Annotated in this window: 9 protein-coding genes; 8 read left to right on the top strand and 1 reads right to left on the bottom strand. The window is 37.5% G+C overall.

The features are described from left to right. Positions 1 to 107: 107 nt before the first annotated feature. The gene (locus tag EHW90_RS09630) at positions 108 to 1,823 is read right to left on the bottom strand and encodes an IS1634 family transposase (protein ID WP_124952530.1); all 1,716 of its coding nucleotides are present in this window, start codon (positions 1,821 to 1,823) and stop codon (positions 108 to 110) included. A 593-nt stretch (positions 1,824 to 2,416) separates the two neighbouring features. Between EHW90_RS09630 and rfbF the strand changes: the two genes are divergently transcribed. The 8 genes from rfbF to EHW90_RS09590 all read left to right on the top strand — a co-directional run bounded on the left by rfbF (position 2,417) and on the right by EHW90_RS09590 (position 9,528). After that, positions 2,417 to 3,196 (top strand): glucose-1-phosphate cytidylyltransferase, encoded by a 780-nt coding sequence (gene rfbF / locus EHW90_RS09625; RefSeq protein ID WP_124952529.1) that lies wholly within the window; start codon positions 2,417 to 2,419, stop codon positions 3,194 to 3,196. After that, a complete protein-coding gene (gene rfbG / locus EHW90_RS09620; protein ID WP_124952528.1) occupies positions 3,196 to 4,254 on the top strand; it encodes a CDP-glucose 4,6-dehydratase in 1,059 nt (352 codons plus the stop codon). The genes rfbF and rfbG overlap by 1 nt, the downstream gene beginning before the upstream one ends. Positions 4,255 to 4,267: 13 nt before the next feature. Then, a complete protein-coding gene (gene rfbH, locus EHW90_RS09615) occupies positions 4,268 to 5,608 on the top strand; it encodes a lipopolysaccharide biosynthesis protein RfbH (RefSeq protein WP_124952527.1) in 1,341 nt (446 codons plus the stop codon). A gap of 112 nt (positions 5,609 to 5,720) precedes the next feature. Next, positions 5,721 to 6,128: a hypothetical protein gene (locus tag EHW90_RS09610; protein ID WP_040458284.1), complete on the top strand. Its 408-nt coding sequence runs from the start codon at positions 5,721 to 5,723 to the stop codon at positions 6,126 to 6,128. A 1-nt stretch (position 6,129) separates the two neighbouring features. Further along, a complete protein-coding gene (locus EHW90_RS09605; protein WP_009446918.1) occupies positions 6,130 to 7,086 on the top strand; it encodes a hypothetical protein in 957 nt (318 codons plus the stop codon). Next, on the top strand, positions 7,083 to 7,955 hold the full coding sequence (gene cdaA, locus EHW90_RS09600; RefSeq protein ID WP_124952526.1) for a diadenylate cyclase CdaA: 873 nt from the start codon (positions 7,083 to 7,085) through the stop codon (positions 7,953 to 7,955). The genes EHW90_RS09605 and cdaA overlap by 4 nt, the downstream gene beginning before the upstream one ends. Continuing rightward, a complete protein-coding gene (locus EHW90_RS09595; protein WP_124952525.1) occupies positions 7,939 to 9,246 on the top strand; it encodes a CdaR family protein in 1,308 nt (435 codons plus the stop codon). Before cdaA ends, EHW90_RS09595 begins: the two co-directional genes overlap by 17 nt. Positions 9,247 to 9,258: 12 nt before the next feature. Beyond that, the gene (locus EHW90_RS09590; protein WP_009446915.1) at positions 9,259 to 9,528 is read left to right on the top strand and encodes an HPr family phosphocarrier protein; all 270 of its coding nucleotides are present in this window, start codon (positions 9,259 to 9,261) and stop codon (positions 9,526 to 9,528) included. Positions 9,529 to 9,533: the final 5 nt, after the last annotated feature.

Below are 9,533 nucleotides of genomic sequence, written 5' to 3'. Positions count from 1 at the left end.
TAATCCCGTCTTTGACAGTTTTGAAAGATAAAATACCCTTCAAACCCTTTGTTTTAGCGGCTTTGGAGGGTATTTACATTTCGTTTTGAAACTAAAAAAATAGTATTTTATTTTCCCTTACTTTGTTTTTTAATTGTTCTCATTTGACTTTTTGTTATAAATTCAAAATCTGTATTAAAATGACAAATCTCATGTAGCTTATCTGTAAGCTCCGTTCTTTTATATAGCGGTATAAAACCTTGCTCTTTTACATACGCAAAATTAAAATCCTTTAAGGTTTTTAGAATCTCTTCACATGTATATTTGTGTTCTAAAGCTTTCTCAAGATATCTGTAAATAATCAATGCTAAAAAACAAGTTAAGAAGTGAGCCGTAATTCTGTCAACTCTTTGTAAGTACACAGGCCTTGCCTCAAACTCGGTTTTCATAATTCTAAAGCACTCTTCGATTTGCCATCTCTTTTCACTTATACTTAGTATTTCACTTACATTATCGTCAAGTAGGTCTGTTGAGACAGCATACATACCGTCATACTTAGTTTCTTCATCTATTTTATCTGTATTAAGAAAGTTATGTACATTTGCCTTTTCTCCATCATCAGTCACCGCAAGGCTACTAATAAACCTGGCAGGGTCATTAGGATTTCGCCTTTCTTTTTTGATGCTACCTTTTTCAAGCATTAGCTTAGCTCTGTCAACTTGTTTTTCTCTAATAGTTTTTTGGTATTTGGCATATTTAGGTGAATATGTGATGATAAGTCTCTGAGATAAATCTTTAGGCGTATACGGAGCATCTTTGTAATATATAGCCTCATCATCCCTTGATATTTCTGATAAATCTACTACTTTATCATCAGACAAACGTTTAAATCCTTTAGTGTCTAAAGCCCATTGTCTATCTTGTGCATTAAGCTTTTTTATAGATTGTGTAACGACAAAGGCTCTTTCGCCCATATGATTGTATTTTCTTATTTTTTCCGAACCGAGTCCTGCATCGCTACAGTAAATAAACTTTTGACAGTCAAACTCGTTTAAAATCTTTTCTTCAAGAGGTTTAATAGAAGTTTGCTCATTAGCATTACCCGGAAATAGAGAAAAAGCAAGAGGAATGCTGTCACCATCCATAAACATCCCCATTTGTACTATAGGGTTTGGTCTGTGTTCCTTACTTTTGCCATATTTCTTAATTCCGTCTTCATCTTCAATCTCAAAATAATAATTGGTGCAATCATAAAAAAGAATCTTATCATTGCGTTTTCCTAATAAGTGGCTGTTTTTATAAGTTTCAGATTGTATAAGGTCACATTCTTTAGCAAGTACATTTAAAGAACGGTACACGTCATGTAGTTGGTAAGACGGCGGCTCCAAAAAGTCCAGTGCACATTTATAACTTGAGCGTTTACTGGAAGGTTCAAGTATTCTTGAGTAAATCAAATCTGATAATATCGAGTTGATATCAAACTTGAAGCTATATTTATCCCTTATTTTTCTGCAAACTTTATCCAAGCCAAGTTTATAATAAAAGTATTGCAAAAACAGATATCCCCCACGATAGAAGACTTGTTGTTGAGGTTGAAGTCTTTTATTGGAGTTAAAAGAAATATTTACTGTTTTTTCTTCTTTATATTTTTGTGTTTCAAGTCTTGCCTCAGCACGAGCCCATTCCATTACATCATCTCTGGTAGGTCCGTGCTTTTTTAATAAATCAGCAAGCGTACCAAGTTTGCGTACATTAACAGAGGTGCTAACACCTTTGTCATTAATGAAACTTTTAGAAATATAGAATGACTCAGCATTTTTTGATTTTGATGTAGTAACTTTCATAGGGAACCTCCAACCCCTATTATACCACACAATACTATAAAATACTATATAATAAAACGAAAATTTTGACAAATTTTTCAACTAAGAAATATAGGCTATATGCGGGTTGTGAGACTTTTTTGAAGCTTATTTATGTAAACAAACTGTCAAAGACCCGTATATCCTATTGTCAAAAACGGTATAAATAGTATAATAAAACTATCAAATCTTTTTCGTGGCTTTTGGTTTGATATCTAAGGTAATCTATGGAAAATGCACTTTCCGCTCTTGTTAATCTAAATTTCTATAAGTTTCTAAAAACCATTTTAGAGGCCCGTGCATGGGTAGCACTTTTCCTTCATAATATGCAGTCAAGTAGTTACGGCTACTTGGCTGTATATTCAGTATTTCATATAGAACTTTGACAGGGTTGATTATTCAACTCTTTTTTTGAGTCGATTTTATCAAAATTTGCTATTATTGACATAGTATAAGATATGCCTTAGTATTAGAAGAGATTTGTTTTGTGGCCGGGGATGTTAGAGTATGATAAAAGATTGCATAAGAGAGCTTGGCTGTATTAAAACAATATTGACTACATTATGGAGAATAAAATGAAAACAGTAATATTAGCGGGTGGACTCGGAACCAGAATTTCCGAGGAAAGCCATTTAAAACCTAAGCCGATGATTGAACTGGGCGGTCAACCTATTTTGTGGCATATTATGAAGTACTATTCAACATTCGGTATTAATGAGTTCGTTATATTGGCAGGATATAAACAAAATAAGATAAAAGAATATTTTGCCAACTATTTTGTATATAATTCAGATGTGACCTTTGATATGAAGAATAATAAGATGGAGGTACATCAAAGAAATGCTGAAGATTGGAAGGTTACTGTTCTTGATACAGGTCTTAACACTATGACAGGCGGTAGAATCCTTAGAGCTAAGGAACATTTAAAGGATGAGCCTTTTATGCTTACATATGGTGACGGCGTAGCAGATGTGGATATAGATGCGCTGCTTAAGTTTCATAAGAATCATGGAAAGACTGCGACCATAACTACGGTAAGCTTGGCACAGCAAAAGGGTGTACTGCAAAAGGATGATTCAGGTCTTATTACATCATTCAGGGAAAAGAGTGATGATGATTCAGCCATTATAAACGGTGGATTTATGGTACTTAATCCTAATATATTTGATTATATTACAGAGGGAGATGCTACAGTATTTGAACAGAATCCTATGTTAAAGCTTGCAAAAGACGGTGAGCTTATGGGATTTGAGCATGACGGCTTTTGGCAGTGTATGGACACTCAAAGAGAGAAGGAGAAGCTTGAGAGCCTTTGGGCAAGCGGCAAGGCTCCTTGGAAGAGGTGGAGTGAATAATGAATTTTGAAGAGTTGAAAAAATTTTATAACGGTAAAAGAGTACTTCTTACCGGGCATACAGGATTTAAGGGTTCATGGCTGTCAAAGATACTGATTATGTGTGGAGCAAAGCTAACAGGTTATGCGCTCAATCCGCCTACAGATACCAATATTTTCGATATTTTAGGTTTGGAAGCGGAGATGAATTCAGTCATTGGAGATATAAGAGACCTTGAACATTTAAAGAAGGTTTTTGATGAGGTGGAGCCTGAGTATGTTATTCATATGGCGGCACAGCCTATAGTCAGGGACTCTTATGAAAGACCGGTATACACTTATGAGACCAATGTTATGGGTACCGTAAATATAATGGAATGTGTAAGGCTGTCAAAGAGTGTAAAGAGTTTCCTTAATGTCACCACAGATAAGGTTTATGAGAATAAAGAACAGGATAAGGGATATGTTGAGACGGACTTTCTTGACGGATATGATCCGTATTCCAATTCAAAGTCATGTTCGGAACTTGTTACACACAGCTATAAGAAAAGCTTTTTAGCCGATTTGCCTGTTTCTACAGCAAGAGCGGGTAATGTAATAGGCGGCGGAGATTTTGCAAAGGACAGAATAATACCTGACTGTGTAAGAGCGGCCATATCGGGTAAGCCTGTAATAATCAGAAATCCGAGTTCCATCAGGCCTTTTCAGCATGTTTTGGAACCTTTATTTATATACCTTGATATAGTTATGAGACAGGCAAAAGACAGAGAGAGGTATGAAGGTTACTATAATGTAGGACCTGACGACAGTGACTGCGTAAATGCAAAGGCATTGGTAGAGAGCTTTAAGAGAGCATGGGGAGAGGGCTTTGACTTTAAGATTCAGTCTGACGGCGGACCTCATGAGGCCGGATTTCTTAAGTTAAACTGTGATAAGTTAAAGAAGATTTACGGATGGAAACCTGTACTTAATGTGCATGATGCGATTGATCTGAGTGTGGAATGGTATAAGGCGTGGAGTAACGGTGAAGATATGGATGCCGTTACACAAAAGCAGATAATAGAGTATTTGAACAGATAAAAGTGGAGGAGAGATGTTAAAAAATAAAACACAGGAAGAGGCTCGAAGAGAGATACTTGAACTGGTAAAGGAGTATCACGATGCTTTTCACAATAGAAAGAAGGAGTTTAAGGAGGGCGACAGGATAACCTACGCTTCCAGAGTTTATGACTCTGAGGAGATGGTAAATCTTGTAGATGCCTCTTTGGAGTTTTGGCTTACGGCAGGAAGATATTTTTATGAGTTTGAGAGTGACTTTGCAAAGCAATTCGGTGTGAAGTATGTGTCGCTTGTAAACTCGGGTTCAAGCGCAAATTTGCTTGCATTTATGACTTTGACATCACCGCTTTTAGGTGAAAGGCAGGTAAAAAGAGGCGATGAAGTAATTACTGTAGCTTGCGGTTTCCCTACTACTGTAACTCCTATCATACAGTATGGTGCTATACCTGTATTTGTGGATGTTACAATACCGCAGTATAATATTGATGTAACTAAGCTTGAGGAAGCACTTTCACCAAAGACCAAGGCTGTGATGGTAGCACATACTCTCGGAAATCCTTTTGACCTTGAGGCGGTATTAAGGTTTTGTAAAAAGCACAATCTTTGGCTTATAGAGGACAACTGTGATGCGCTTGGAAGCACTTATGTTATAGACGGTGAGAAGAAATTTACCGGAACTGTAGGAGATATAGGAACATCAAGTTTTTATCCTCCACATCATATGACGATGGGAGAGGGCGGTGCAGTGTATACATCAAATCCGCTTTTAAATAAGATAATAAAGTCTATGAGAGATTGGGGAAGAGACTGCGTATGTCATTCGGGACAGGATAATATGTGCGGACACAGATTTGATCGTCAATACGGTGAGCTTCCTTTAGGATATGATCATAAGTATGTGTACTCACATTTCGGATACAACTTAAAGCCTACAGATCTTCAGGCGGCTGTGGGAGTTGCGCAGCTGAAGAAATTGCCGGGCTTTGCGCAAAGAAGAAGAGAAAACTATAAAAGACTTTATGATGCCTTAAAATGTGTGGAAGATAAGATTATTTTACCTGTTCCCGCAAAGAATGCAGACCCAAGTTGGTTCGGATTTTTAATTACCTGTAGAGAGGGAGTGGACAGAGCCAAGCTTGTAAGCAAGCTGGAGTCAAACGGTATTCAGACCAGAATGCTTTTTGCCGGAAATCTTATAAAGCATCCTTGCTTTGATCAGATGAGAGCTGAGGGAAAAGGATACAGAGTGGTAGGTGAACTTACCAATACAGACAGAATAATGAATGATACTTTCTGGGTCGGACTTTATCCGGGAATGAGCAATGAGATGCTTGATTTCATGGCGAAGACGATTATTGAAGGTGTAAGAGAATAGTATTTTTAAAAGCCGTGTACATTTGTGCACGGTTTTTTACTATATTTGCTATGCAAACATAGATATGATATAATGATAGAAATATTTTAATTAGTTTTTAGTGGGAGAAGGTATGCTAAACGAAGAGAAGATAAGACAGATGACGGAATTAGCATTATTGAAAAAACGAAAGGGCGAGCAGATGTTTGAGATTGATAATTATTTCAGAGAAGACTATGTGGGTAAACATATGCTTAGGTCTTTTTTTGTTTATACTATCTGTTTTGCTCTTATAGTTGTTTTGGCCGTACTTTATAATTTAGAGGGTCTGATGTCAAGCGTTAATCCTATAGGATTGCTTTCGGTTATATATATTTTGATATATATATTGGGGCTGCTTACATTTGAGATGATTACATATAGATTTTTTTCAAAAAAATATGACGAGGCACAGAAAGATTTGAAGATATATAATGACAGATTGAATTATTTTGAAAAAAAGTTTGACAATAAAGAGAAGTTGCCAAATAACGGAGGTTAGAATGCTACAGCTATATGTGTTCAGAAACATCTTAAAGAGTTTTTATGCGAAATATTATTCGATAATAGATAAAGGAATTAAATATATAATATTGTTTACAGCTATGATGCTTATCAATATGAATCTGGGGTATCAGACTAAGCTTGCTGTAATACATATACCGATAGTGTTGTCGGTAATAGGTGCTTTTTTGCCGTATATGGCAGGTGTGGTTATAGTTGCGGTGTTTCTCTTGATACACTTGTTCACGGCATCGTTTGAATTGGCGCTGATTGTGGGAATCATATTTATACTGACAATCTTCCTATACTATAGTTTCGGCAAGAAGGACAGTGTACTTTTGATTCTTGTTCCCATATTTTTTGCAATCAAGATACCGTATGTTATTCCACTTGTAGTGGGACTTATGGGAAGTGCGGTGAGTATTATACCTATTTTGGCGGGAGTGCTTATTTATTTTACCTGCCTGTTTGCAAAGCAAAACATCGGACTGCTTACAAATACTCAATCTGTGGACATCGCACAGAGATATACACAGGCAATCAACGGTATTTTTTCAAATAAGACTTTACTTTTATTTTTGATTGCATTTGCACTTGCTACATTTATAGTATATATGGTGCATAAGCAAAATATAGATTATGCGTGGCAGATTGCGATTGCTGCAGGTACCATCACTCTTTTGGTGAGTATTTTTGCAGGAGATTTCATTTTTGATATATCGCTTCCTCTTTTGGAGTTTATAATAGGACTTGTAGTATCTGTAATTTTTGCATATATTTACAACTTCTTTGTATTTTCCGTGGATTATACAAGGACCGAGTATGCTCAGTTTGAGGATGATGATTATTATTATTTTGTTAAGGCTGTACCGAAGATTACTATTACGGCAGCGGACAAAAAGGTACAGTCATTCAGTACAAAGAAGAAGAACAAGAATAATGGGGGTAGTGAATGAACATTATCACGAGTTTGATGCGTGATGGACTCTCATATTTTCCACATATTGAATTTTTAAATGTAATTGAAATACTTATTATTGCATACATTGTATATGAAATAATGGCGTGGATTACTAAGACCAGGGCATGGACTTTGCTTAAAGGTTTGCTTATCATAGTAGGCTTTACAATAGCGTCATATTTATTACATTTTGATGTTATACTGTGGATAATGGGAAGGATTGCGACCATTGCGGTTACTGCACTTATTATAATATTTGCTCCGGAGCTTAGAAAGGCTCTTGAGCAGCTCGGAAATAAGAATATAATGAATATCTTTGCCTTTGACAGTAAGTCAAGTGAAGACGGTATGAGTGAGCGCACGGTTGATGAACTTATAAATGCGGCCTTTACCATGTCAAAACCGAAGACCGGTGCATTGATAGTGATTGAGAGAAATGAGAATCTGGCTTATATAGAAAAGACAGGTATATTGATAAACGGTATAGTCTCAAGTCAGCTTCTTATAAATATATTTGAGCACAACACTCCGCTACACGACGGTGCGGTGCTGATACGCGGTAATACTATAGTTTCAGCCACCTGCTACCTTCCGCTTTCAGAGAATATGAGGATAAGCAAGGATCTTGGAACAAGACATAGAGCGGCTATAGGTATCAGCGAGGTTTCTGATTCCGTTACAATAGTTGTATCCGAGGAGACCGGAAGGGTATCCGTAGCGATTGGCGGTAACTTGATAAAGGTAAATGACGGTGAGGAGCTGAAAAAAGAACTTTCCGTTTTATTGGAAGACGGTAAGGAAGCTAAGAATGTCTCTTTATTGTCGAAGCTGTTGAAAGGAAGAGGTAATGATAAAGACAAATAATCTTGTTTTGAAAATTAGCTCTTTGGCTGTAGCATTTTTGGTATGGATTATTGTGGTAAATGTTTCAAATCCGATAGTGACAAGGAACATAAGTGTACCTTTGAATGTGGTAAATGCAAATATTATCACAGATGCCGGTAAGACATATTCACTGATGGGAGCTAATTCGGTAACGGTAAGCTATGAGGTTAGAAGCAGAGACCAAAGCAGGATAGCGGCTTCCGACTTTAATGCATCTATAGACCTTGGAGACATGTATGATATAACAGGTGCCGTACCGATTGCGGTAGAGGTAGTAAATAATAAGGATCTGATAATAGGAGCGGTGGCTTCAAAGCCGAGTATTGTCAGGGTAAGTATTGAGGACCTTCAAAGGAAGGAGTTCACACTTACCACGAAGATTACAGGTACTCCTTCAGACGGATTTTCTGTAGGAGAGGTAAAACTTGACAAGACCAATGTGGTAGTTACCGGTCCGGTATCTGTAATCGGTCAGATCAGTCAAATAGGTGTTGAGATAGACGTGACGGGTCTTGACAGTGATGAGAGCGGAAGAGCCGAGCTTAAGTATTTTGATGCCAACGGCAATGCATTCGTTATATCGGACAGCAGAGTCAGCAAGAGCTTTGACAATGTAGGATACAGCCTTGTTATGTTGAACGGAAGGACGCTTGCGCTGAATTTTGATGTAGGCGGAACTGCCGCACAGGGTTATAAGTTCACAGGTGCCGAAAGTGCTACAAAGTCTATACAGGTAAGAGGTCAACCTGAAGTGCTTGAGGGACTTGATTCTATAACGGTTCCGGCAAGTGCACTTAGTGTTGAGGGTGCGACAGGAGATGTGAACGTAACTGTTGATATAAAGAACTTTCTGCCGGCTAATGTTACAGCTGTAGGAGATACCAAAGTGAATGTAACATTAAAGGTGGAGGCGCTTGATAAAAAGTCGCTTACTTTGACTGTAAACGATTTGAATATAGTGGGAGCCAAGCCCGGTGTGGCGACAAATATTGTTCCTGAAAAGATTACAGTGGTGGTATCCGGACTCAGTGCAAACCTTGAGTCTGTAACAAATGCCGATCTTAAGGCTACACTTGATGTAAGTGAGATGAATTCGGGAAGTAATGCGGGAAGTCTTAAGTTTGAGCCTGCTACAGGGCTGAGTGTGGATTCATATACTCCTTTTGAGGTGATTATAGGAAATCATACAAGTGAAAAAAATGAAAAGAATGAAACAACAACAGCAGCGGAACAAAGCAGCACAGAGACTGCATCATCTGCTGAAAATTAGGGAGGATTTTGCATGGTTTCAGAAGAGTTGAAGGTGATAAATCCGAGCGGTTTGCATTTGCGACCGGCAGGCAGTTTGTGTAAAGAGGCCTTGAAATATGATTCAAAAATAAATATTATATTCAAGGATGCTACGGCAAACGCTAAAAGTGTACTTAGTGTACTTGCCACATGTGTAAAATGTGGTGATGTAATCACTATTACATGTGAGGGAAAAGATGAGAAGGAAGCAATGGAAGCATTAAGGAATTTGATAAATTCCGGTTTTGGCGAAGTAAAGTAAGTAGA

This window comes from Lachnoanaerobaculum orale (genome assembly GCF_003862485.1).
Lineage (GTDB): Bacteria > Bacillota > Clostridia > Lachnospirales > Lachnospiraceae > Lachnoanaerobaculum > Lachnoanaerobaculum orale.
Note: the sequence above shows the minus strand (reverse complement) of the source record. Positions and strands in the feature narration are given on the sequence as shown.